The organism is Advenella kashmirensis W13003, assembly GCF_000506985.1.
Classification (GTDB): Bacteria; Pseudomonadota; Gammaproteobacteria; order Burkholderiales; family Burkholderiaceae_B; genus Advenella; species Advenella kashmirensis_A.
The window spans coordinates 161706-185856 of the sequence record NZ_KI650981.1; the positions used below are offsets into that span (position 1 = coordinate 161706).

The window sequence follows — 24151 nt, forward strand, 5'->3', positions numbered from 1 at the left end:
CTAAGCTGATCGAGCCGGGTCGCGACAAAGGATAAAGAAGGGGGCGGCAAATCGGTGTTTTGGTTCATGGCGTGCAACAGATCAGCGGTCAGCGCCGGATAAATGTGATTGGTGGCGTCAAAAGAATCCCTGGGCCGGTAGCGAAACACCATTGACGCGCAGGTTTCCCAACGCATAGGCTTTATGGCTGGCCGGATTATGACTCGACAGCGTGCGTATGTTGCGCCAATGCCGGTCGAGATTGTGATGTGCCAGGGTGGCAGAGGCGCCGGCAATATCGAACAATGATGACGCCGTGTGCTGCGCAATGCGATCGACCGTAATTTTTGCCTTGGCGGCGGCCGCAGCTGCTGCTTGCAATAATTGGCCGGCTTGCGCATCTTCCGCGATCAAAGCAGCGTGAGCATGATCGGCGACGCTCGCGGCCGCAAGGACGATGGCCCGGACCGCAAAGGCATCTGCCTGCTGTTCGCCCAGGGCCGCAAGCAATAGCGGATCCTGTGCGCCCGCAGGGTGCGGGGCATAGTAAAAATTACGTTTGCGTTTGCCTAGCAGCTCAGCGGCATCCCTGGCCAAAGCAGACACAATGCCGGCAACGATGCTGGTCAGGTAAAGCTGGGCAATCGTCGAGCCAAACGGACCGTATTGCTCAGGAATATCTGTTGCAAAAAGAATGTCGTCCGGTTCGACATTCACGTTATCAAATATTGTGGTACCGCTTCCTGTCAGGCGCTGTCCCATCCCCATCCAGTCGTCAATGGTGTGCAGACCCTTCCGGTCTTTAGGCAGAATGACCACAACGCGACTGTCATCTTCCAGGGAGACCGGCGCGTAGATCCAATCGGAATAAAGTGCCCCGGTCGAATAGAATTTCTTGCCGTTCAGTACGTATTCTGTGCCTTTTCTGACCAGTTTGCTGAAGAACGGCGTGTTGCCTCCGATCTGGGAATGGTTCAGTTCGGTATTCGCCTGGCCGATCAGGTCGCCGGCAAGAACCCGGGCACGCAGCTTCTTCACCAGGGGGTGTTGTGATGGCGTATTGAGCAGCCGTTCCAGCACTACATGGTGGTTTCTCCAGATATGGGCCAGATTGGGGTCGGCTTCTGCAACGACAAGTGCGGCAGAAAATGTGTCGGCCAACGTTATTCCTTCGCCGCCGAAAGCACGGGTCAAACGCTGGCGGCCGAAGCCGCTGGTTTTCATTTCTTGGATCAGCCCAAAAGGCTGATCGCGTTTGGCATCGCGCTGCGCTGCTCCTTGCGTTATGCGTTGCAATAGTTCATCCGGAATAAAGGGGGGGATCGTGTTGCTCATTTATTTTTCGGGCTGTGCAAAAGGGTAGGACAGGGATGGCGCATTGGCGACACATTGGCTTTTCATTGGAAGATACCGATAGAATTGCTGCGCGACTGCGCCGGCGCCATAGATGTAAATACGGATCATGGCAGTCTGAACCCGGCTTCGGAGGCCGCACCGATCTGCCGCGGCAGGTCCGCCTCCCATTGGAGGTAGGCCGCGCTGGCTTCCAGGTTGCCGGCATGTCTGTCATGGAGCCAGAACAGATAGTCAATACGTTCGTGATTGGCCAGTGCCTGGCGCTCAATCACAACTTCAAGGCCCGCGCGCTCCCAGGCATTGAAGCCGCCGTCGACGATCGCCAGGTTCGTCTGTGCACCGGATTTGCTGGTGAGCTCCTGCAGGGTTTGGCCCAGCAGACGCGCGACCGTATTGTCATCGGCCAGAATAACGGCTCGGCCCGCCAGCGCGATTTTTTCAACGAGCGCGGGAGATACAGCAGCCCGGTTGGCCCAAACGGCGCCCCGGGCATGTGATTGCAGATAGCGTTCGCTGCTGCGTGCATCGACAAGGATGGCGCCTTTCGATGTCCATTCCGACGCCGCCCTTGTATTGATGGCGGGAATGCGCTCCCAGTCTGGAGTGCCGGGCTGTGTATCGGAAACAGAAACGGTTGTGGGCAGTATCCCGTCGGCTGGATTAAATAGCGCAACCTCTGCGCCCAGCCGATGCAACCAGTTCGCGACAACGACAGCGCGACTGCCATCGTCATCGACGAGCACGACCCGCGCGTGACGCACGACTGCGTGTTCGTCGAAACACTGAATCAATTGCACGCCCTCGGCCCAGACGGCATCGGCCAGCGGGGCGTTTTCGAATTCTTCGCGACTGCGAATGTCAAACAGGTAAGTGGTTCGGGCCGGATCCGCCTGCCACGCCTGCAATGTTCCCGCATCGATTCGTACAAGACCGGCGCGCTTTTCCAGTTCGCGGGCGCGGGTCCTGGCAGTTTTCTGTGCCGCAGGGCTTGCGGAGTTTGTCTCTTCGCCCGAGCCGTAGTGCAGGTCAAATCCTGCAAGACGCCAGCCCTGCGTTCCGCCCGCCAGGGCAACGACACGATTGGGCACGCCCGCATCGATCAGGCTTTGAGCGCCGATAATACCCCGGGTGCGCCCGGCGCAAGTCACAACCACAAGCGTATCGGGCGAGGACACAACATCCGCGAAGCGCGTGACAATTTCGCCACCGGGGCAACTGATGGCGCCCGGTACGTGGAATTTGCGATGTTCTTCCAGAGTCCGGGAATCCAGCAGGACCACATCCTGCCCTGACTGCTGTAGGTCTGCCAGCGTTTCAGCGGTCACTGACCGGGTTTCAAACGCGTGCTCCACATATTCAGAAAACGCTTTGCTCGGAACGTTCACGCCCTGGAAGGTTTTGTAGCCTTCCTGCTGCCAGCGGTGCGTACCGCCCTCCAGCCAGTGTACATATTGGTATCCCAGTTCGACAGCCCGTGCGGCGGCAAGCGGTGCAAGTTGACCGTCGAATGAAGTCAACACCAGACGGGTGCCGCTGCGAGGCACTTTATCCAGCAGTGCAGGCTCAAACCGGCTGTAAGGAAAATTGGAAGCCAGCAATAAATGTTGCTCGCCGAACTGGCCTGCCTCGCTGACATCGATCAGGGCGATTTCCTGACCGTCCGCGAGCCATGTGCGTAGCGTTGTCGGCGTGATCGCCCGGGCAGCTTTGGGGAATGCAAGTGTCATGTCGTGTATACCTATATAAATCTGAAAAATTAGGGTGTCGGTGCGTGCGGCTGGGCTATCGGTTTGCGTAAGCCGGCCTGTTCCAGCAGCGGAATGACGCGTTCGCCGAAATAGGCCAGTTCAGGTTCGTAGTCGAAGAAACAGATTTGGATGCCATCGCAGCCGGCGGATTTGAGTTGCTGCAATTGGTCGACAATCTGCTCGGGCGTGCCGATCAACTGGATGTTGCCGCCGACCGTGCGTTCATCCCGTTCGTGTCCCCGCCATGACTTGCTGTCGCCGGTTGCATGGGAGTGGAAGAAGCCGTCTATTGCGCCCTGATCCGCCTTTGCCAGAATGGAGCGGTATACTTCCTGTGCTTCCCGTTCCGTCTCGCGGCAAATGATCATCGGGTTAATCAGCGTGCGCACATCGCGCCCCACGATTGCAGCCTGCTCCTTGACGCTGGCGTTCAACTGGGGCAGGGCACCAATGGCTTTCTCGAACCGGGCGCCTGTCGGGCTGGTAATGAAAATCAGGTCGGAATGCCTGACCGCGCTGGCGATACCCGCAGGCGAGCTTGTGGCGCTGACCAGTATCGGACGGCCATATTGCGGTTTTGGGGTAACAAAAGCCTGCTGGAGTTGCCATCTCGCACTGTGATAATCCAGATTTTGCTCATGAGTCCAAAGTTTGCTCAAGATATCAACGTATTCATCTGCAATCTGGTAGCGGGTATCGTGCTCGATCTGCTGCTGGCCGAACATGGCCCACTCATCCTTGCGAAAACCGGTGACGATATTCAGGCCCCAGCGTCCCTTGGCAATGTGATCAAGGGTTGCGCCGAACTTTGCCAGGTGCAACGGATGCCAGGGTCCATAAAGAATATGGATGGTCGACACCAATAGAATCCGGTTTGTGATGGCAGCAAGGGCGCACGTCGCGATAAAGGCGTCAAGAGATTGCTCGCGATATTTTGTTTCTCCGCCGAAGCCGCCTTTGGATAACCAGTGTGCCGGTCCGAAGGCCAGGTCAAAGCCTAATTGCTCCGCCTGTTTCGTCAACGCGGCGTTATAGTCGAAGGTCCAGTCCGTATCCCGTGGCAATGTCGACATGGTCCATCCGCCATTATGAATGGGAAGGAACAAGCCCAATAGCAGAGGTTGTGCAAGCGCGTGTCCCAAAGGGCTGTGGCTGGGCAGGGAAGCCAGAGGCAGGATGTGATCGGTCATAATTTGAAGCGTCAGATTTTGGTGTTGATGGGGGGAAGTACGCCGTTCAGATAGTAATTTCCGACGGCTTTGGCTTTGTAGGCGACCGGATCGTGTGTCGTATGCGTACGCGCATTCCGCCAATGACGATCGAAATTCCAGTTGCGTGTCGTGGCACTCGCGCCGCCCACCTGAAAAAGCATCTCGCTCACGCGCAGGCAGGCGGATGTTGCCGCGATCTTGGCCTCGGCGACGATGATGGAGGCGTGACCCAATTCGGTATCAGTTGCCGGTTCGCCGATTGCGTCGGGTACGACCGATTGCAATACGACGGCTGCGCGTTCCACCATTGCCTGTGCGCCATGGGCCAGCGCCGCCATTTCGCCGACTGCCTGTTGCAGGTAGGGATCGTCACTGCCCCGGGAAACCCCGGCCTCCGGTACCGGACGGGCACGGCTGCGTCCATACTCGCACGCGTCCGCGAAGGCGGCCAGAGCGATGCCGCTATCAATGGCAGCATGCAATAATTGTGCGTAAGCGCCCTCATAGGTCCTGACAGTACCCGGCGCAGGAAGCAGCATCTGCTCGTCATCGGCCACTGCGACGCTGCGCAAGCGCACAGTGCCGGATGCAGTCGTGCGCTGCCCCATTCCATCCCAGTCGTCCATGACCTCCACCCCTTGCCGGTTGCGCGGCACCAGGGCGATGCTGCGCATGCCGTCGTCACGCTGCGCCAGAATATAGAAGTGGCTTGCGTACAGGCTGCCGGTGCAGTAGTGTTTGTCGCCGCTCAGTTCCCATCTGTCTGCATTGCGGGAAAGCTGCACTTTGATCTCTCCCACAACGGCACCGCCTCGTTCGGCCGATGCGTTTGTGATAATTGCACCCTGCCGGACGAGTGAAAAATACTTTGCACGCTGGTCCGGTTTACCATAAATCCGGATTTTTTCCAGGCCGCAAGCATGCGGCTGCAATGCCTGCGCGATATTGGGGTCCGCTTGCGCCAATCGGGAAAATAGCCTGACTTGCTCGGTGATGCCGATACTTGCGCCGCCATATTCGCGGGGAACGCGGGCCGCCGCAAATCCGAGATCGATGAGCTTGCGAATCTCCTGATAGGGCAACTCCCGCTCCCGGTCGCGTTGGGCGGCGCCGCTCGCCAGTTCAGCGAAACACGCTGACAGTGAGTCTTTCATCGTGCACCAGTCGGAGCGTTGTTCGTGCGCTGGCGCAAGCGGTTTAGGTAATAGCGAGTCCACGGTGCTCATGATGCATAATCCGGTTCGCGTTTGTCCAGCAGGCGGCGCAATGCTTCGAAGTGCAACTGGCTGGCCGGTTTGTGGCCTGCAGTGTCCTTGCTGTGCAGTGCCGTGTTGCGAATTTGATGCTGGACCTTGGCCACTTGTTCCGGTGTCAGCGTTTTGGTGGGCAGGCCGGTCCATAATGCGTGCAAATGCACGCGCGCGTAGCGTTCCAGGCAATAGAGTCGATCATAAGCTTCAGCCACGGTACTGCCTGTGACAAGGACACCGTGATTTGCCATGAATAAAATGGTTTTTTCTCCCAGCGCTGCTGCAACCCGCTCTCCCTCGGACCAGTCGCGCGCCAGCCCTTCATATTGATCGTCGTAGGCAATTTGATCGATGAGCAGCGCTTCGGTTTGCCCAAGAGCCTGCAATCTTTGATCTTGCAGGCGCACCAATGCACTGGTGTATGCCATATGAGTATGCAGAACAACCGCGTGTTTGGGGTGGGCGGCATGCACGGGTGCATGAATACAGTAAGCGGATCGCTGTAGAATGCCTTCGCCTTCCAGTATGCGGCCGGCGAAATCGATGGTGAGCAATTGGCTGGCCCGTACCTCGCTCCAATGAAGCCCGAAGGGCGGAACATAGAAGCGGTCGGTGAAACCCGGGACACGTGCGGTGAGATGATTGTAGATACCTTCAGTCAGATCGTGCCAGACAGCCAGGCGGTGCGCGGCTGCAAGATCCTCTCGTTGCTGTTGCGCCTGCTGCTGAACGGCTGAAAAATCGGGATGGATAAGTGATGGCATGATGTATGTTTGCTATGTGAATTTAATATGTTGCGTGGGTGACCTGCGTGATTACTTGCCGTTTTGCTGCACACGTGGATTGAACAGGTCATTGAGGCCGTTACCCAGTAACATCAGGCTAATGACCGTAACAAATATCGCAGCGCCGGGCAGCGCTGTCATATACCATGCGGTCCGCAGCGTGGAGCGACCCATGCCGATCATGCTGCCCCAGGAAATGACGCCAGGATCGCCCAGGCCCAGAAACGACAATGATGCCTCGGTCAAAATGGCATGAGCCATCAGCACCGATGTTGTGACCACAACGGGCGCCAGACTGTTGGGTAAAACGTGCGAGAGCAGAATCCGATAGCCGGGGAGGCCTATGGTGTGAGCCGCCGTGACGAATTCTGCGTTGCGCACACGCAGGGCTTCGGCGCGCACCAGGCGGGCAATCTGCGGCCATGCCGTGATGCCAATGGCAAAGATAATGCTGTAGATTGACGGTTCGAGTATCACGACCAGCACAACGGCAAACAGAAAACTGGGAAACGTCTGGAACATCTCTGTCAGACGCATCAAAACATCATCGATCCAGCCGCCTGCGTACCCGGCCACTACGCCCAGAGCGATACCGATGGTCACCGATAGCAGCGCGGCGAAAAAACCGACAGCCAGCGACACGCTTGCTGCGTGCATCAAGCCTGCGCCCATGTCGCGGCCCATCATGTCCGTGCCAAGATAGTGGTCGGGTGCGCCCGGCCACAGATTCGCGGGCGCGACGATATCCAGCGGGTCCTGCGGGTACACGACATTGGCCAGCAGTGCACACAGGATGATCAGTAACAGCAGTCCCGATCCCAGCATTAACGCCCGGGATTGCCGGAATTTTTGAACAAGACGCAGGTTCATGAGCGTTTTCCTGCAATTCTGGGATCAAGCAGGGCGTACAGAATATCCACAAGAAGATTCATAAAGACCACGAGTAAAGAGCTGAACAGAAAGACGCCCATCAGCAGATTGATGTCACGGTTGAAGACGGCGTCATAGGCCAGCCGGCCCAGTCCGGGCCAGGCAAAAATGGTTTCGATTACGATCGACCCGCCCAGCAGGGATGCCAGTTGCAGGCCCGTTAATGTGACCACGGGCAGCAGCGCATTGCGCAGAACATGTTTGACGGCTATGCGCGATTCGCTCAAGCCTTTGGCGCGCGCGGTGCGCACGAAGTCCAGTCCATAGACTTCAAGCATGGCCGAGCGTGTCACCCGAACGTAAATAGACAGATAGAAAAACGCCAGTGTTGAAGCGGGCAGGACCAGATGACGAACAAGCTCGGCCATCCCGGCCCAACTGGCCAGGGGCGGGCCGCCGATGCTGGTCATGCCGGCGGACGGAAGCCATCGCAGGTTGACCGAGAAGATGACGATCAATACAAGTCCGACCCAGAAAACAGGCGTGGCAAATCCTAGTGTCGAGACCAGGGAAATGGCTTCGTCCAATAGGCTGCCCCGGTACCTTGCCGACAGCACACCTAACGTCACGCCGATGACGGTGGCCAGCATAATACTGGTCAGCATCAGCACCAGAGTCGGTCCCACGCGGTCAACAATCAGATCGGCCACCGGCATGCCATGGCGGAAAGAGAAGCCGAGATCGAAATGGAGCAAGTTCTTGAGGTAATTAAAAAATACCGTGCTCGCTGGCAGATCAAGGTTGAATTGACGACGCAACTGTTCCATATACTCAGGCGTGGCCGACCCTGACTCGCCCGCAATGACATCGGCCAGATCACCCGGTGCAAGGCGTAGCAGCACATAGGTAACCAGAATAATCAGAAGCACGATGGGGACTAATTGAAGCAATCGGCGCGCGATATAGGTAAATAAGGAGTTGTTCATGTTTGACAATATCCGCTGCGTATGATCAGATGACCGGCGCGGCGCCGCCGTGGACGGGAATAATCGCGCCGACGACATAACTGGATCGCTGGCTTGCCAGGAACAACGCGACCTGTGCAATCTCCTCCGGTCTGCCGTAACGGCCCAGCGGAATCTGGGACGCGCCTTCCGCGAATGCCTGCTCGCGCGTGATACCCCGACGCTGGCTCTCAAGTGCCAAGGCCTGTTCGATACGGCCGGTCAGGGTGAATCCCGGGTTGATTCCGTTGATGCGAATGCCATAGGGTGCATAATGTGCCGCGAGTCCGACAGTGGCCAACATCAGGGCGGCATTGGCCGAGCCGCCTGCAAGGTGGCTTGATGTCGGCTGTTTACCACCCGTGCCGATAATGTTGACCACGACGCCGATTGACTCTTCGTTTCGAGCCCGCTCCGGCGCTTGGGAGGTCCAGCGTTGCAGCACGGCATGCAGTGTGTGCAGATTAGGATAGAATTTGGCATCAAAAGTCTCGCGCCACAGTTCGGGTGTCAACGTTTCAGGCGTATGGCGCTTGGCCGCGCCTGCGCTATTGATCAATATGTCTATGGGGCCGAGCTGGCTTTCGATGCTTTCCAGGGCGCGTTGCGATTCGACGACGTCCAGTAAATCTGCTGCTGCAGTCGCGACAGGTAATCCGTCGTCCGCCAGGCTACGTACCGCCTTGTCCAGATTTTCGCGCGACCGCGAAATAATGCCGACCCTGGCTCCTTCCTGGGCGAACAGGCGCGCCGTTGCCAGACCGATTCCCTGGCTGCCGCCGGTCACCAGAACGACTTTATTTTCAAATTCCTGTGACATCGTCACTCCGTTTCAAGGGTTACTGTTGCTTGTTGCGACAATTGCACAATGCTTTTATGGTTCGAGCCAAAGCGTTTTCAGTGAAGACAGTGCGCCGTCAGGCGCTTTGTTCAGGCCATGCAGCCTTTTGCTGTACACAGTGAAATTGGCTTGTTCAAACAAGGGAATCACTGGTAGATCCTGTTGGGCCAGGCGCTGGAATTGATGAAAGCCTTCCATTCTTTTGTCGCTGCCGGCTTCTACCTGTATCGCCTCGATGATTTTGTCCATTTGCGGATTGGCATATCCCGAGGCGTTGGTCCAGGCGATTCCCGGCGCAATTGACTTTGACCAATAATGACGGAATCCGCCCACCTGAGGATCCATGGTTGGCACCCAGCGCCCCGTATTGATATCGAAATTGTGATCGGTGTATACGGCTTTAAGATGTCCTGGAATATCGCGATTGCGGATGTTGACGTCGATACCGACACGCTTAAGCGATTGGCGGATAAATTCCGCATTGTTTTTGAACGCTTCGTGAAAATTCTGATATTCCTGATTCAGCGTAAACCTTACGCCGTTCTCTTTGCGAGGATAGCCCGCAGCATCGAGCAATTGCTCCGCCCGCTTGGGGTCGAACGCATACTGGGGCACATCTTTTGTCGTATAAAATGTTTTCAGGCTGGATGGCACCGGTCCGGTGGCCGGCTTGCCCAGTCCATACCAAACGACGTCCACGAGCGCCTTGCGGTCAATTGCATGGGCGATCGCGCGACGCACGTCGGGATTCTGCAAGATCGGGGTGCGCAAATTGAATTCCAGGAAGACGTAAGCCGATTGCCATGCGTAGCCATCCAGGCTGACGGCAAGGTTGGGATTAGATCGGATGCGTTGGATATCCGACAAAGGAACCGGATCGAACGGGGCGTAATCCGCCTCACCTGTTTCCAGCGCCGCTGCACGAGAGCCTGCATCCGGAATGAATCGAAAAACGAGTTTATCCAGATAGGGCTTGCCGGTATCCCAATAGTTGGGGTTACGATCCAGCACGATATATTGACCTTTCTTCCACTCCTTGAAAACAAAGGGGCCGGTTCCGACGGGTTTCAGATTATAGGGATTGGTGAGAATATCGGTTCCTGCATATAGATGCTTTGGAAGCACTTGTCCTTCGATGGCATTAAGAGAGCTGAATACAACCAGAGAGGGGTGACTCAAATGAAATACGACGGTGTGCTCATCAGGTGTATCGACCGATTCAATCGCTGCAAAGGTATTGCGGCTGCGGGGATGGGTTTTTTTCCAGACCTCCATGGCGCTAAATTGCACATCAGCCGATGTGAACGGCTTGCCGTCGTGCCACTTGACGCCCTTGCGAAGTTTGAAGGTAATGGTTTTGCCATCTTCGGCGACTTTCCAGGAGGTAGCCAACGAAGGCTGCAACTGCTGTTTTTCATCAAAGCTGAGCAAGCCTTCCAGAACATTGCTGGCGACCACACCGATCGAAAAACTTGTATTGAATGCATTGGTCAACACATTGGGCTCAGGCTGTGCGATAGCGGTCAATGTTCCGCCTCGTACAGGTGTTTCCTGTGCGTTGAGGGCAGGGGATCCGAGCAGGCCGAACGCTAGCGCGATGCCAGTCACCAAACGCAAAGTTAAATGTTTATTCTCAATTTGCTTCATTCCGGTTTATCCAAAAAAAATCACTAATGTGATATTCGAGTGAACTCATGATAACGATTCATTTGTTATGCAAAAAATACAAATTAAGAATTTATTTATGTGATTCGGTGAGGGTAGCGGCCTGGGACGCCCGTCGTGTCTGTGTTTCCGTACTGCGCCAACCCATGCGGCGCACACTTAGTTTTCTTTTGATATTTGATAATAAGAAAGCTGTCTTTTGATCGGTTGACGACCTGTGCCAATATGTGAACCGATTCATTCTCGGTAGAAATTTTTTCGTATGTCTGTGACGAGTTCCGCAAAAAACAAGGTCAGTCGTACGACTGTGCGAGATGTGGCCAGGTTGGCAGGCGTGTCGGTCGGAACCGTGTCGCGTGTCGTCAATCGCGTAGACAACGTGACGCCTTTGATTCGTTCACGAGTCGAAGCAGCGATGATTTCTCTGAACTGGAAACCAAGCATGCTAGCCCAAAACATGCGAGACCAGTCCTCCCGCATGGTCGGATTTATCTTTTCCGATCTGGATAATCCGCTGTTTGCTTCCATGGTCAAGGGAGCAGAGAGCGTGCTGACCAAAGCCGGTTACCAGTTGATTGTTGGCAGCAGCAATGATTCAGCCGAACACGAGCGCAGTCTGATTGAGCTTTTCGGACAAAGACAGGCAGATGGGTTGATCTTCACCATGACGGACGAAGGGAATCCCGATGTGCTGGCAAGCCTCTCGCGTGCGAGTTTTCCTGTTGTCATGATAGAACGCGAAGTGACGATTCCTAGCTCAGGAAAAGTCGTGGCGGATCACTATGAAGGCACCTTGCAGGCGACGCGTTATCTGATCGGCCTTGGGCACAGGCGGATCGCGCTGATCACCGGCGGACAAAACAATTTTGTCGGACGTGCGCGAATGCGGGGCTTTATGCAGGCCCATCGAGAACACGGGTTGGAGCCTGTGCTGCGATTGATCCGCTCCGATGATCGCATTGCCGATGCAGCCTTTGGCTACCGTGAAACCCAGTTGCTGCTTTCGATGAACGGCAGGCCAACTGCCATCCTTGCATTGGGACGGAAATTGCTGCGGGGCGTATTGGCGGCCTGCCGCGCTACCTGCACCCGGATTCCCGAGGATATATCGCTGATCGCCACGAACGACAGTGAACTGGCAGAACTGGTGCAGCCCGCCGTCACTGTCGTACGCTACTCTGCATTTGATCTGGGCAGTGAGGCAGCCCACTTGCTGCTGCATCGTCTTGGCGCCGGGAACGACTGGAGTCCGAGCACCATCGTGGTGCCTACCGAGATCGTGATCCGGGGATCCTGCGCCGGTCCCGGACAAGGGTCAAAAGGGAGCGCCCTATGAAGTATACCTGTCAGGAATATTATGAGTGAACCATTGTTAAAGATAGAACGATTGGATATACGCTTTGGCGATAAGCAGGTTGTGCACGGGGCGACGTTCGACATATCGGCGGGAGAAAAGGTCGCGCTGGTCGGCGAATCGGGATCCGGCAAAAGCGTCATTGCACTGAGCATACTGAAATTGATCGCAGGTGCTACGATCACAGGCAAAGTCGAATTGGACGGGGAAGACCTTGTTCTTTTGCCTGAACGCGACCTGACGGCGGTGCGAGGCCGGGATTTTGCTGTCATATTCCAGGAACCGATGACTGCCCTCAACCCGCTGTATAGCGTAGGGGAGCAGATCGCCGAAATATATCGTGTGAAGCATGGCCTGGACGCCAGGCAGGCCTGGAACAAGGCGGTAGATCGACTGGTCGAAACCGAGATTTCTGACGCCGCGCGGCGGGCACGGGCATATCCGCATCAGCTGTCAGGCGGACAGCGGCAGCGCGCCATGATTGCGATGGCACTGGCATGTGAACCCAGGGTATTGCTTGCTGATGAGCCGACCACGGCGCTGGATGTGACCTTGCGCGTGCAAATTCTGACGCTGCTGGAACGGCTTCAGCGAAAGCGCAATATGGCTGTATTGCTGATCACGCACGATCTGAATCTGGTGCGCCGGTTCGCAGATCGTATCATCGTCCTGCAAGCGGGGAACATTGTTGAAGCGGGAACGGTAAACGAGGTATTTGCGGCACCGCGCCACGCCTACACCCGCAAATTGCTGGATAGTACGCCGGTCAGGAATGTCATCGAGGTCGACGCTGACGGAGCGTTGTCTGACACAATTCTGCGCACGCGCGACGCGGGCGTGGATTACCGCATTGCGGCGCGTTCATTGAGCGAAATGTTCCATCGTAATCTTTTCCATGCCGTGCAGGATATTTCTTTCGACCTGGGTCGTGGTCGAACATTGGGCATCATCGGCGAATCGGGCTCGGGCAAATCGACACTGGCGCAGGCTGTGTTGGGACTTTTGCCTTTCCGGGGAAATATCGAGATAGGCGACGTCTCGTGGCGAGATGCGACAAATCAGGGGTTTGACGCCCGGAAACGATGGCGGCGCCGGATCCAAATGGTTTTCCAGGATCCTTACTCCTCGCTGAGTCCGAGAATGACGGTGCTGCAGATCGTCGGAGAGGCGTTATCATTTCACGAACCTGCCCTGTCAACCAAGGTTATCCGGTCGCGAGTGCAGGTGATGCTCGAAAGCGTCGGGCTCGCCGAGTCCCGGTTTCCGAACCTGTTGGCGCGGTATCCGCATGAGTTTTCGGGGGGACAGCGCCAACGCATTGCCATTGCCCGGGCCCTGATTACCCATCCCGATATTCTGGTGCTGGATGAGCCGACCAGCGCGCTGGATGTCACCATTCAGAGACAAGTGCTCAGTTTGTTGCAGTCGCTTCAGAAACGGCTCGGACTCAGCTATTTGCTGATTACCCACGATATGGACGTGATCCACGCCATGGCGCACGACGTCATCGTAATGAAGGACGGCAGGGCAGTGGAGTATGGCGGTGTGCACGATATCTTGCGATCTCCGCAGCATGACTATACACGCAAGCTGATCCAGTCGAGCAATACCATTTCCAGAGACGACGAGAAGAAGCCGTTGACAAGAAGCGTCAGCACGGTGCCGCATTCCATAGAAATGGCGTTCACGCATGCTTGACTGCGATGTGACTTGATTTGACGTTGACTGTCTTGATGGCACTTGACATTTAAGTACGGGCGTGCTGCTCGGCCAGCGAGTTGGTCCTTGCCGCCTTTTCAAGGCACGAAACAAACAGGGCCAGCGCCGGAGGCTGTGTCCGGCTTTTGTTCCAGATGATGCCTAGCGGTCTCATCATCCTCGGGAAATTGAAATGAAGCAGCGCCAGTTGGTTTCGTTGACGATAATAGTCGGCAATGTCCCGTGTCGTGGTAGCGATCGAATCGGTCAGTTGCAGGTAAGCAATCACAAACTGTATTGACAGCGCCTCGACAAAGTCAGAAGGCATCGGCAGTCCTTGCTGTTCGAAGGTTCGCTCCAGCGGCTCGTGCAACAAGCCTTCGGAGGATGGCAGGACCCAAGGGTATTGCATGATGTCCGCCCAATCCAGTCTTTCGTGTTGCAATAGCGGATGGCCGGGACGGGTGACCAGCACGATCGGTTCCTGCGCAAGCACTTTGGATTCCAGATCGGGCAGGGAGTGCTTTTCCGCCAGGCGGCCGACGATAATATCGATGTCTCCTTGCAGCATCTGCGGAAGCAACCGTTCCATTGTGCCTTCACGCAATAGCACATTTGTTTCGGGAGACTGGCGTTTTAACAGGGCTACGCTAAGCGGCAGCAATGCAGATACGACATTCGACAACACCCCAACTTTCAGCCGGCTTTTTCCTCCCGCCATCAAGTCCTTCAGGTCGTCACGGGCGTCGTTGTATCCCTTTAGAAGATGCCGCGCATGCTTGATCAGGCTTTCGCCGTAAACCGTCGGCGTGACTCCTTTTGGCGTGCGATCGAACAGTTTCAGTCCCAATTCCTTTTCCATTTCCGACAGCATTTTTGACACGGCCGGCTGGGTCACATTGACATGTGACGCGACCTTGCCCACATGGCGCAGATCATCAAGCGCGACCAGTAAACGCAAATGGCGCGTCTTGAGTTCATTACGGATAAACCAGTCTAGCGAAGTCATAAATGCCAATCAATTGCGCGTTTTTTTGACGCTCTCGCTACGGCAGAAATACCGATAGGCGTCTTTTAACGCAGCAGAAAATTGCGAACAAAGCAATCATAACGCATGGCGGGTTCGTGCTGAACGGCATAGGAGAAGGGGCCGCAATTTAAACGGGCAGAGCGTGTGCGAGGCATGAGAAGCCTCTCCTATGCCAGCCATGCTTATTGCGATGCATCATGAGTGTCCGGTAATGATAGTGCCCCTAAACTTCATTGGACGCGTCCAACAGACAAACGCATAATACGTTCGCCGGTGGACATGCCGGCGGCGGCAAACCTGCAGCAAGCGCCGATCAAAATTTGCCAGGGAGACAACAATGACTCGTACAAAAAAATCAATCGCCCCCAATACTGTTTTAGTCCGAAGACGATATCGCCCCGAATCCAGGAGTGTCATTCACTTGCTGGCCTGTGCAATGCTGGTATTCGGCACTTTACTGAATTCGGTGGCCGCTAGTGCCGACAGCTCATATCCTCATCAAGCTATCCGCATGGTTGTACCATTCGCAGCAGGTGGGGCTGCGGACGCAATAGGTCGCTCTGTAGCCGATGAGTTGCAAAAGGAACTTGGGCAACCGCTAGTCGTTGTTAATCGTGGCGGTGCAGGAACTGTCATCGGTGTGAATTATGTTGCAAAGGCGCCAGCGGATGGGTACACCCTGCTCTTGAGTGGCGATGCCGCCACTATCAACACTGCGAGTGGCCGCGCCCTGCCATACGATCTCATGAAAGAGTTGGTACCCATTTCCACACTGTTTTCCGGCGCACAGTTTGTGCTTGTGAACAAGAACAGTCAGTTCAGGACGCTGGACGATCTCGTCAAGCGCGCGAAAGCCCATCCGGGTGAACTGAAATACGGCAGTTCAGGCATCGGGACCTCCATTCATCTTGCTGAAGAATCGTTTAATAAAGCCGCCGGCATCAAGGCAACGCATGTGCCTTATCGCGGTGTTGCGCCGGCGATCAATGATCTGATGGCGGGTCTGGTCGATTATGTCATTGCAGGATCGTCCGTAGCAACACCCGCTGTCCAGGGTGGCAGCCTGCGTGCGCTGGCGATTAATGACGCAAAAAGATCGGCGCAGTTGCCCGAGGTTCCTACTGCCATGGAACAGGGCGTTAATGTGCAGACCAAAGGCTGGTATGGACTGTGGGCGCCGTCGGGCACGCCCCCTGACGTGATTGACAAGTTGAATAGTGCGACGCAGGCGGTCCTTAAGTCCGAGGCGCTGTCGTCAAAATTTGAAGCACTGGGAGGAGAGGCCAAGGGCGCCTCTCTGGCCGATACCAGAAAATTTGTTGCGAATGAATTGGAAAGCTTTCGCAAGCTTATTCGTGACGCGCATTTGAAACTCGATTAAAAACGACCAGGAATGACTATGCCTAATCATCAATTGAACGATTCCAGACCTGTACTCGTGAACTGTGCCGACGGCGTTGCCCATCTATCGTTGAACAGACCGGATTCGCGTAATGCCTTGAATCAGGAGATGCGCGATGCGTTGAAAGACGCGTTGCTGACGGCTGAGGCAGACGATCGGATACGAGCGATTCTTGTGACGGGAGAGGGTGCGAATTTCTGTGCCGGCGCGGATATACGCCAGCTTGAGGCACGCTCGACGTTAAGTTCAAGCTGGGCGCCGGAGCGGCTTGACACCGTTGTCGAGTCACTGAGCAAACCCGTCGTCGGGGCATTGCACGGGTATGTCCTGGGCGGCGGCATGGAGCTGTCGCTCACGTTTACGATACGGCTGATCGCGGACAATTTTCAGGGCGGATTTCCTGAGGTCAAACTGGGTGTGTTTCCTGCATTGGGCGGAACGCAACGTCTTCCGCGTCTGATCGGCGAGGCGCGCACGCTGGACCTGATGCTAACCGGAAGAGTGTTCGACGCAAACGAAGCGCTTGCACTTGGTATCGCTGCCGAGGTGGTCGCCGCGGATCAGTTGCTTGAGCGCGGGCTGGCGCTGACCAGGAAACTCGCGCTTGGTCCTCCCGTTGCCATGCGCGCGATCGTCGAGTGCGTGCGTCGGGCAAGCGACCTGAGCCTGAGGGACGGGCTGGACTATGAGCGCAGGCTGTTCGGCATTGTTTGCGGCACGGACGATAAAAACGAGGGCATCCGTGCGTGGCTGGAAAAACGCAAGCCGACATTTACAGGGAAGTGACCGACACGTGATTTCCTCAAGCGAAAAATATCATACGCCAAGCTGGCCTGGCAGGAGCGGTACATTATGAATTTGAAAGGTCTGTTGTGCCCGGAGTCTGTCGCCATTGTCGGCGCATCCGGCGATACGAAAAAACTGTCAGGGATGATTCTGGATTTCCTGGCCAAAAGCGGCTACGAAGGTGCCGTATATCCGGTCAACCCGAAATATGACCATATCGGAGACCTGGAGTGCTATGCGTCGGTCCAGGCGCTGCCGTGTACTGTCGATCTCCTGGTGTGCGTGATCCCCGTGTCTTTTGCTATGGAGGCGATTGAAGCTGCGGCGCTGCGTGGCGTGCGGTATTGCCTGCTCATGACCGGTGGATTCGGGGAAGGGCGCAGCGGCGACGAGGGGCTGGCCAGGCTGGCCAGGTTACAGCAGTTGTGCGAAGAGACGGGTATGCTTGTTGTCGGTCCGAATACGGTCGGCATGGTCAATTTCCGGAAACATTTGCCCCTGACGTTTGCGGATTGGTACAGCCGGGATACCGGGCAGAGAGGCGGGGTCGCGATTGTGACACACAGCGGCAGCGTGGGCGGACTGATTTTTTCGGCTCTTCAGTTGAACCGCATAGGCGTGGACTATTGGTTCGGCCTGGGTAACGAAGCGACACTGGATACTGCAGACTTTATCGATCACTTCGCTGATGATGCCGACGTCCATACTGTGGTCTGTTATATGGAAGGGGTACGCGACGGGCGCAAATTCATTGCGGCATGCGAAAAAGCGCGCGCCCTCAACACACGTGTTGTCGTCCTGAAGTCGGGCCAGTACCCTGAAACAGTAAGATCCACTGCGGCGCATACCGGCAAGCGGCCGTCTTCGAGCGACGTCTACGCTGGCGTGTTCAAGCAATTTGGCGTGATCCAGGTCGTGTCGCTGTCGGAACTTACCTATGTCATGATGCTCCTGAGCAGTCTGGGAGACCGGCTTGGCAGCCGTGTCGGCATTCTTTCGGCGTCGGGTGGAGCCTGTTCGGTGATTGCCGATCATGTTATTCAGGCCGGACTGATGCTGCCGGAGCTGCCCGAGTCGTTGCAAACGATGCTCAATAGTGGTATTCCCGTTTATGGTTCTTCGTCAAATCCAGTGGACCTCTCCGCCGACGTGGTGGCGCGCGGCGACATTCTGGATGCCACGTTGGAAACGCTTAAAGAAGACGACTGTGTCAATGTCTGGATGGTGTTCGGAAGACCGGTTATCGATCGCTATCACCAGAAATTGGCTGATTTCGTACACACCACCGGCAAGGCCTTGATCGCATGTTCCGGCGTCCCGTTAACGGCGGAAGTATCCGGCGCGCTGCGTGAAGGCGGTATTGCTGCGCTTGCCGACCCAGAACTGTGCATGCGGGCCATTGCACGGATCGCCGCGGTCAGGGAAGAGGACAGTCAGGAATCGGCGCTGACGATGGTCAGCGGTACGGGAGTGCCCGATCTCGGCACGATCGACCCGAAGCCGACGCCGGCGTTGTGGCAGCGACTGGCCATGCAGACCTCGTCGACGGCTCGTCCGCTGCTGCGTGTCGAGGTCAAGTTCGATTGCGATTTCGGGATGGTATTGGCCACTAGTTGGCTGCCTCTTCTGGCGGCCGGGCGATCCAGGGTCGTCAGGGCCTTGCCGATACAGGGGCAGGATCTGTCTTCTATGGTCGCCGACCTGGCTGCCCAGGGTTCTCATTGTCCATTGAATCCGGTTCAGTCGTACGACGCGATGCAAATGATGCTCAGACTGCACGGCGACAGCCGCAATGAGAACGAGAGCGAAGGATCGGGTTCTTCCGTTGAATTCGGGAGTGAAAACGGTGAACTGGTGGTTTGCCTGGCCGAACCGCGAGTGGAGGCAATATGAGCGCAGGTATCTACATCAGCGGAGTGGGTGAACTCGCGCAGGGCCGTTCGGATTTGCCCAACACCATGAGCCTGCATGCGGCGTTGTGCCGGCTGGCGCTGGCTGACGCCGGACTCGATTGGAGCGATATCGATGCTGTGCTCACCGTGTCGCCGCGTTCGGATCCGTATCTGATCCACGCTACGGCATTGAGCGAGTATCTGGATATTCATCCGGACATTACGTGGACGGTCGAGGCGGGCGGCGCGGCGCCCGCTGCCATGCTGGAGATGTCCCGTGGCTTGATCGGCACAGGGACGTGTTCCAACGTGCTTATCGTGGCCGCCGATATGCCCCTGGGAGGCGTGTCCCGGCAGGCTTACGTGAAGAACTTGTCTGAGATCGGACCGGTCCACCCCGAATACGAAGTCCCCTATGGTCCGAGCGTGCCGTCCCTGTTCGGTCTGGTTGCGCGAAGCTATGGAAACCGCTGGGGGAATCTGGAGCAGGGGCTGGCGGCGGTGGCATTGCAGAATCGCGCGGCAGCGTGTCGCCACGAGAATGCGCATTTTCGGGAAATGTTCGATGAGACGGACTACAGCAACAGCCGTTATATTTCCGCACCTCTCAAGCTGCTCGACTGCGCGCCCGTTTCAGATGGCGGTGGCGCCCTGGTCGTTACCGGAATACCGGGAACCCGTAGCATACCGGTAACTGGTCTGGGATTCAGCTACAACCATATGCATTTGTCGGCGGCCAGCGATGTCAGTTCCTTTAACGCGGGCAAGGCGCTCGATAGCGCGTTGAGGCAGGCCGGCGCAAACCGGAACGACCTGGACCTTGCCCTGATCTACGATTGCTTTACCATCGCCATGCTGGTCAATCTTGAAGACATGGGATTGGCAAGCCGCGGCCGGGCAGGAACCGATTTTGCCGAAGGCCGTTTTTCTTCTGAGGGCGAGCTGCCCGTCAATACGCATGGGGGGCTGTTGTCGCATGGTCATCCTGCGCGCGCCGGTGGTATCGGCAATATTGTCGAAGGTGTAACCCAGTTGCGGGGCGAAGCCGGCGCACGCCAGATAGCAGGGGCAAAACTGGCGCTCGCCCATGGCATGGGCGGCGTCTTTGCCACGCACGGCGTGGCGCTTTTGGGAGTTTCGTCATGAGTCGCACCGATTTTGCGCATCCGTTGACGGCCGGTTTCTGGGAAGGCGCCGGCGCCGGGCGTCTGATGATTCCCCATTGCAATGGCTGCCGGCAGTGGCAATGGCCCGTGAAGTATCGATGTACCCGATGCGGCGGCGAACTGGCCTGGAAGCAGGCGACCGGACGCGGCGTGTTGCTGTCCTGGAGCACTGTCTTGCGGGCGCCCCGGCCAGAATTGCAACCCCTGGTGCCTTATATCATTGCCTTCGTGCGACTGGATGAAGGCGTGGTTCTTATGACACATATCAAGGACGCTTCAGGCCAGGGACTGGCAGCGGACAAGCCCGTCGTGTGTTCGTTCGAGTTGATGCCGGGCGAGAGCGGCGCAGCCCGGCTACCGGTATTTTCTATAGTTGAAGGTTGATATGAATTATGCGATTCCTGAAGAGTTTGTTCAACTTGCAGAGTTGACCAGACAGTTTGTCCAGAAAGAGTTGTGGCCGCAAGAGGCGGTCGTCGAACGGCTTGATGAAATTCCAGCGGATATCCGCCAGGCGCTGCGCGCGAAAGCGCGTGAGCTGGGCCTGTTTGCATTCAATATGCCCGAGTCGGCAGGCGGACCTGGTCTGCCTTACTTTGCACAGGTGCTGATACGCGAGCAACTGGGCCAGGCAGGGGTAGCGCTGGCCAACCTGGTCGGCAGGCCTCCAAAGGCACTCATGGCTTGTTCGGCGCAACAGCGCAAGCAGTTTCTGGAGCCCGCCGTTCAGGGAGAAAAGATCTGGGCGTTTGCGTTGAGCGAGCCCGGCGCGGGGTCAGACGCGATGGCCCTGAGCAGCAGGGCCATTCGTGACGGAAATGGATGGCGGCTGAACGGGACCAAGCATTTTATCTCGCACGGCAATGAAGCCGATTTCGTTCTTGTTATCGCCAATGTGCAGACGCCGGAGGGGCAGGAGCCTACCGCGTTCATCGTTGGCCAGGGCCAGCCGGGGTTTATAGTCGGGCGGGTTCAGCAGAAGATGGGATGGCGCGGTTATCCGATCTGCGAATTGTTCTTTGACGATGTTTTCGTACCTGATGAGAACAGGCTTGGAGACGTGGGGCAGGGTATCAAGTTGGGCTTATCCAATATCCAGGATTCCCGTATCGGCGTTGCCGCGCATTGTCTGGGCATCGCCCAGCGGGCCTATGATTATGCGGTAAACCATCTGCGCATCCGGAAACAGTTCGGCAGGCCGCTGGGCAGTTTCCAGGGATTGCAATGGAAAGTCGCCGACATGGCGCTGGATCTGGAACAGGCGCGCGCGCTTGTCTATGCCGCCGCAAGAGAAATGGATCTGAACGCCGATGCCAGACAGTCCGTTTCCATGGCCAAGCTGTCGGCCACGGAGATGGCGGGTCGGGTAGTCGATCAGGCATTGCAATTATTGGGAGGCATGGGCTATACCACCGACGTTCCGCTGGAAATGCTATACCGTGATGTCCGCGCGTTCCGGATCGGGGAAGGGACAAGCGAAATTCAGAAAAATCAGATCGCCCGCGCCTGCCTGGGCAAGGAGGTATATTCATGCCAGTAAGCGCATTGAGCGGTCATGAACTGGCAGCGGAAGGGTGGAGCCTCGGCCGATTTATCGATGAAATAGGCGATCGCTACGCAGCATACGAGGCGATTGTCGCCAGCGACCAGATGGCGGGTGACACGCCGCGACGGTGGCGCTATCGGGAACTGGCCGCTGATGTCAGGGCATTGCAGTGGGCGTTGATGCGCGAAGGCATCCGGGCGGGCGACCGGGTTGGCGTCATGATTTCAAGTTTCCCCGAGTGGATCCTGTTTCTGTTTGCAATCACCCGGCTCGGTGCAACGTTCATCCCCATCAATCCCCGATTCAAAAGCCGGGAATTGCGATATGTCATGCAGCACTCGGGCGCGGTCGCCATGGTCGGGATGGGACAATACCTGGGGACCGATTATCCGGCATTGATTGCCGACGCCGTTGGCGAACCGTTGGCACATGGGTATAGTCAATTGACGTCGTTGAGAAAAATAATCGGCGTGCATGACATGGCGATGCCAGGTGCTGTGGATGTGCGGGAAATGCTGGCGTGGGGGACGCAGCACGCGGCCAGCCATGGGAAACCGCCGCGCGAGGACGATGATCATCAGGTCGCCATATTGTTCTATACCTCCGGCACCACTTCTTTTCCCAAGGGCGTGCCGTTGACATCGGCCAATATCCTGCCTCATTCCGTCCAGGCAGGATCACTTATCGAACTGGGTCCTGGCGAACGGGTATTGACGCTTTATCCTTTTTTCGGCATCTCCGGCGGCGCCAATAAAGTGTTATCCACATTCGGCGCTGGAGCCTGCCTGGTCTTTCTGGATACCTTCCGTCCCGCCCAGGCGTGCGAACTTATGCATGCAGAAAATTGCAGTGTCATTCATGGGGTGGATGTACATATCCGTGAGCTGATACAGGCGAATGCCTCCCACGGAAATCATGAAAAGCAGGTGAGACGGGGAACCGTGGCCTTCACGGCCGGCGTCGACGAAAAACTGGCCCGCGACATGGGACCGGCGCTCGGCCTGTATCGGTTTATCCATCCGTATGGCATGACCGAAACCAATCCCATGATTCTGCGAAACCATCTGGACGACCCTTTTGATATTGCGGTCAAGGCGGGAGGCCGACCGGCGCCCGGCGTCGAGATCCGCATCGCGGACCCGGAAAATGGAGAAGACATGGCGCCTGATCAGGAGGGCGAAATTCTGGTCCGGGGCCCGACCGTCGCGGGCGGTTATCTGAACGATCCCGAAGTCTCGGCAGTCGCATTTGCTGATGGCTGGTTTCATACCGGGGACCGTGGCATCCGCACCGGGGAAGGTTTTGTCTTTTATACGGGACGCTTAAAGGACATGCTGAAAGTGGGTGGGTTCAACGTTGCTCCGCAAGAGATCGAGAGCGCGCTCAAGTCGCATGACATGATAGAGGACGCTGCGGTGACGTCGCGTCCGGATGAGCGGCTGGGGGAAGTGCCGGTTGCCTTCGTCAAACTGCGAGCAGGGGCGCTGGCAAGTTCTGCTTCGCTGGGCGACTGGTGCCGGTCGAGTATGGCCAATTTCAAGACTCCGCGTGAAATATATATCGTGGAGGATTTGCCGTATCAAACGGCGGCCCACGGCGCAAAACTGCAACGCCATATATTGCGCGAATGGGTTCGTCGATTTGACAAAGAACATCAACCCGATAGGAAATGATTATGCGTATCTGGCATCAAAGCTTCACAGTCCTGCAGGATTTGCCTGCGTACGAACTGGGACTTAAAAAACGAATCGACGAAGTCATCCGTCCGGACACCGACGTTGTTCTGCATGGCCAAATACCGGGCACCTATACCAACGATTACCCGGGATCTGATCTGGCTTACGGGGTCCTTTACTGGATGCACGGACTACAGTGGATCGCAGCTGCCCGCGAAGCAGAAAAACAGGGGTTCGATGCCATGGTGCTGGCAAGTATCGCGGGTCCAATGGCCAGGGAGATACGCACCATTGTCGATATTCCTGTCGTCGGCTATGGCGAAGCGGCGTTCAACCTGGCGGGTCTCTATGGCCGTCGTGCAGGCATGCTTTTTTTTATCAAGGAGCGCCTGGATTTCTGGCCTGAACAGCTTCGGCACTGGGGCCTGACGGAACGCTTTGCCGGCATCGAGCATGCCGGTGTCCGGTTCAATGATGTGCTGGCGGCGCATATGGATGACGCGCGCATGGGCGAGGTGGTGGACAAAATCGTCGAGCAGGGCGAAAAGCTTGTCAGGGAGACGGGTGCAGATGTGATCGTGCCCGGCGAAATGCCGATGAATCTGCTGCTTTCAAAAGCCGGGGTGACAGAAATCGCAGGGGCAACGGTCATTGACGGCATCGCTGCTTCATTCAAAATGGCCGAGTTGCTGGTGGACCTGAAGCGCGTCAGCGGCATGCGACCATCCAATCATGGGTATTTCCATCAGGCGCCGGACCGCGGTCGCTTCGAACAGGTGCTGGCATTTTATGGATTGGACGATCTGGGTAGCCGCATTCCATCTTCATGACCGACTGTCGTAAGGCGAAAGAAATAAATGGGCCTGTATTCAGCGCCCGGTGATAACAAGAG

General features: G+C 56.7%; 20 protein-coding genes. 10 read left to right on the top strand and 10 right to left on the bottom strand.

What is annotated here, in order from left to right; translation table 11 throughout:
* Positions 1-117: 117 nt before the first annotated feature.
* The 9 genes from W822_RS40320 to W822_RS40360 all read right to left on the bottom strand — a co-directional run bounded on the left by W822_RS40320 (position 118) and on the right by W822_RS40360 (position 10691).
* On the bottom strand, positions 118-1314 hold the full coding sequence (locus tag W822_RS40320; protein WP_024006428.1) for an acyl-CoA dehydrogenase family protein: 1197 nt from the start codon (positions 1312-1314) through the stop codon (positions 118-120).
* Between the two features lie 125 nt (positions 1315-1439).
* Positions 1440-3062 (bottom strand): rhodanese-like domain-containing protein, encoded by a 1623-nt coding sequence (locus tag W822_RS40325; RefSeq protein WP_024006430.1) that lies wholly within the window; start codon positions 3060-3062, stop codon positions 1440-1442.
* Positions 3063-3091: 29 nt separating this feature from the next.
* Positions 3092-4273: an LLM class flavin-dependent oxidoreductase gene (locus tag W822_RS40330; protein ID WP_031243257.1), complete on the bottom strand. Its 1182-nt coding sequence runs from the start codon at positions 4271-4273 to the stop codon at positions 3092-3094.
* A gap of 11 nt (positions 4274-4284) precedes the next feature.
* Positions 4285-5520, bottom strand: a complete 1236-nt coding sequence (locus tag W822_RS40335) for an acyl-CoA dehydrogenase family protein (RefSeq protein WP_024006432.1) — start codon at positions 5518-5520, stop codon at positions 4285-4287.
* On the bottom strand, positions 5517-6308 hold the full coding sequence (locus tag W822_RS40340) for a class II aldolase/adducin family protein (protein WP_024006433.1): 792 nt from the start codon (positions 6306-6308) through the stop codon (positions 5517-5519). Before W822_RS40340 ends, W822_RS40335 begins: the two co-directional genes overlap by 4 nt.
* A gap of 51 nt (positions 6309-6359) precedes the next feature.
* A complete protein-coding gene (locus tag W822_RS40345) occupies positions 6360-7199 on the bottom strand; it encodes an ABC transporter permease (RefSeq protein WP_024006434.1) in 840 nt (279 codons plus the stop codon).
* Positions 7196-8185 (bottom strand): ABC transporter permease, encoded by a 990-nt coding sequence (locus W822_RS40350; protein ID WP_024006435.1) that lies wholly within the window; start codon positions 8183-8185, stop codon positions 7196-7198. The genes W822_RS40345 and W822_RS40350 overlap by 4 nt, the downstream gene beginning before the upstream one ends.
* 25 nt (positions 8186-8210) lie before the next feature.
* Complete coding sequence (locus W822_RS40355) at positions 8211-9023, bottom strand: SDR family NAD(P)-dependent oxidoreductase (RefSeq protein ID WP_024006436.1); 813 nt, start codon at positions 9021-9023, stop codon at positions 8211-8213.
* Between the two features lie 54 nt (positions 9024-9077).
* Positions 9078-10691 carry an ABC transporter substrate-binding protein gene (locus W822_RS40360; RefSeq protein WP_031243259.1) on the bottom strand — a complete coding sequence of 538 codons (1614 nt, stop codon included), beginning with the start codon at positions 10689-10691 and terminating at the stop codon, positions 9078-9080.
* A 280-nt stretch (positions 10692-10971) separates the two neighbouring features.
* Here W822_RS40360 and W822_RS40365 point away from each other — a divergent pair, with 280 nt between their 5' ends.
* Positions 10972-12045 carry a LacI family DNA-binding transcriptional regulator gene (locus W822_RS40365; protein ID WP_024006438.1) on the top strand — a complete coding sequence of 358 codons (1074 nt, stop codon included), beginning with the start codon at positions 10972-10974 and terminating at the stop codon, positions 12043-12045.
* A gap of 21 nt (positions 12046-12066) precedes the next feature.
* Positions 12067-13761 carry an ABC transporter ATP-binding protein gene (locus W822_RS0123915; protein WP_081724432.1) on the top strand — a complete coding sequence of 565 codons (1695 nt, stop codon included), beginning with the start codon at positions 12067-12069 and terminating at the stop codon, positions 13759-13761.
* A 49-nt stretch (positions 13762-13810) separates the two neighbouring features.
* Here W822_RS0123915 and W822_RS40370 read toward each other — a convergent pair whose 3' ends face one another.
* Positions 13811-14770: a LysR family transcriptional regulator gene (locus tag W822_RS40370; RefSeq protein ID WP_024006440.1), complete on the bottom strand. Its 960-nt coding sequence runs from the start codon at positions 14768-14770 to the stop codon at positions 13811-13813.
* A gap of 358 nt (positions 14771-15128) precedes the next feature.
* Between W822_RS40370 and W822_RS40375 the strand changes: the two genes are divergently transcribed.
* The 8 genes from W822_RS40375 (at position 15129) to W822_RS40405 (ending at position 24089) form a co-directional block, all read left to right on the top strand.
* Positions 15129-16172, top strand: coding sequence for a Bug family tripartite tricarboxylate transporter substrate binding protein (locus W822_RS40375; protein WP_081724433.1), 1044 nt, complete (start codon positions 15129-15131; stop codon positions 16170-16172).
* 18 nt (positions 16173-16190) lie between these two features.
* Positions 16191-16979, top strand: coding sequence for an enoyl-CoA hydratase/isomerase family protein (locus tag W822_RS40380; RefSeq protein ID WP_024006443.1), 789 nt, complete (start codon positions 16191-16193; stop codon positions 16977-16979).
* 66 nt (positions 16980-17045) lie between these two features.
* On the top strand, positions 17046-18872 hold the full coding sequence (locus W822_RS40385; RefSeq protein ID WP_024006444.1) for a CoA-binding protein: 1827 nt from the start codon (positions 17046-17048) through the stop codon (positions 18870-18872).
* Positions 18869-20017, top strand: coding sequence for a thiolase family protein (locus tag W822_RS40390; RefSeq protein WP_024006445.1), 1149 nt, complete (start codon positions 18869-18871; stop codon positions 20015-20017). The genes W822_RS40385 and W822_RS40390 overlap by 4 nt, the downstream gene beginning before the upstream one ends.
* Positions 20014-20421 carry a Zn-ribbon domain-containing OB-fold protein gene (locus tag W822_RS0123920; protein ID WP_024006446.1) on the top strand — a complete coding sequence of 136 codons (408 nt, stop codon included), beginning with the start codon at positions 20014-20016 and terminating at the stop codon, positions 20419-20421. Before W822_RS40390 ends, W822_RS0123920 begins: the two co-directional genes overlap by 4 nt.
* 1 nt (position 20422) lies before the next feature.
* Entirely contained in the window at positions 20423-21577 is a 1155-nt protein-coding gene (locus tag W822_RS40395; RefSeq protein ID WP_024006447.1) for an acyl-CoA dehydrogenase family protein, read from the top strand.
* Positions 21568-23256, top strand: a complete 1689-nt coding sequence (locus tag W822_RS40400) for a class I adenylate-forming enzyme family protein (RefSeq protein WP_024006448.1) — start codon at positions 21568-21570, stop codon at positions 23254-23256. Before W822_RS40395 ends, W822_RS40400 begins: the two co-directional genes overlap by 10 nt.
* A 2-nt stretch (positions 23257-23258) precedes the next feature.
* Positions 23259-24089, top strand: a complete 831-nt coding sequence (locus tag W822_RS40405; RefSeq protein ID WP_051401808.1) for an aspartate/glutamate racemase family protein — start codon at positions 23259-23261, stop codon at positions 24087-24089.
* Positions 24090-24151: the final 62 nt, after the last annotated feature.